Raw genomic sequence first — 1,390 nt, 5'->3', positions numbered from 1 at the left:
GCGCCAGATCACGCGGATCCAGGCGCGGGCCAGGATGCGCACGGCGTGGGGGTGGTCTTTGCCGGCGGCGATGGCGTCGCGGTAGATCTTGGCGGCCCACGGGCTGGCGTGGCGGCTGTTGTCGGCGAAGGTGGTGATCGCCTTGCGGAAGCGCTTGTTGCAGGCCCAGCGGAAGTGGGTGGCCTCGTGTTTGCCGGAACGTTTGGTGACCGGGGTGGCGCCGGCGAGAGCGGCCACGGAGTCGGGGTCGTCGTAGGCTTGGCGGCAGTCGCCCCACTCGGCGAGCATCTGGGCGGCGTTGATCTGACCCGACCTTGGCAGCGACGTGAAGATCTTCCCGTCCGGGTGCTCCCCGAGGTGGGCGGCGCACGAGCGGTCCAGGTCCTTGAGCGCGGTGTTGAGCGCGGTCAGCACGCCGACCAGGGCGAGGACGGCATCGCGCAGAGCCTCGGTGAGTGTCTCGTCGGTGGTGCCGGCCGGCGCCTGGCGCAGCCGGCGCACGAGTTCCGCGGCCGGGCGCCGGCCGCAGTAGCCGTGCTTGACGCAGAACGCCTGCATGCGCTTCTCGCCGAGCCGCTCGGCCGCGGCCGGGGTCGGGTAGCGGGTCAGGAACGCCAGGCTGATCGGCGACTCGACATCGGCGAACACAGCCTTGGCGCCGGGCCAGTACGCCTCCAGCAGCGCGGAGAGCTGGTTGATGGCCGCGACCCGCATCTCGACCAGGTCGGCGCGGGTGCGCACCACCATGCGCAGCGCCTTGGTCTGCGGCGAGTACGGGACGGCCACCTGCAGCCGGTGCTGGCGCAGCCGCAGGTACTCGGCGATCACCGCGGCGTCGCCGGCGTCGGACTTGGCACCGGAGAGCACCTCGCCCTCACGCCAGGTCTTGATCGCGTTCGGCTTGACCGGCACCACCGGGTGCCCTGCCTCGAGCAGCAGATCGACCAGCCGGCCGTTCGGGCGCTCGATCCCGATCGGGATGTCCGCCGGGTCCCCCAGCCTGGCCAGGCGACGGACCAGGGCGGCGATCCCGTCCGCGGAGTGCTTGACCACGAACTGGGACACGATCTTGCCGGTCGCATCGGTGACGCACACCGCGTGCTCGGCCGCGGCCCAGTCGATCCCGACGAAGAACAGCGCCTCGGGCAGCGCAAGAGACAACGTGACTCCTTGCAGTGGCAGCGACGACCCGGCAGCAGCGGGGCCGGCTCCCGGGTGGTCACTAACCGGCGCTCTACGGCGCGTCTCCCTGTTGCCGGTCGGCAGCCCCGCGAGAGCCGGGGGCGGCAGTGTCATGCAGGCCCTCCACGAGCGACCCCACCAGGCCGTCACCCCGGCTCCCGCCGGATCCCTTCAACGAACCCCACCATGATCACGGGGCCCGTAGGAA

1 protein-coding gene is annotated in these 1,390 nt (G+C 71.7%); it reads right to left on the bottom strand.

What is annotated here, in order from left to right:
• Positions 1-1,161: IS110 family RNA-guided transposase (locus tag ABEA81_RS42280; protein WP_345613693.1), on the bottom strand; the 1,161-nt coding region annotated here is incomplete at its 3' end.
• Positions 1,162-1,390: the final 229 nt, after the last annotated feature.

The sequence above is a fragment of the Pseudonocardia adelaidensis genome, from assembly GCF_039543345.1.
GTDB lineage: Bacteria > Actinomycetota > Actinomycetes > Mycobacteriales > Pseudonocardiaceae > Pseudonocardia > Pseudonocardia adelaidensis.
Note: the sequence above shows the minus strand (reverse complement) of the source record. Positions and strands in the feature narration are given on the sequence as shown.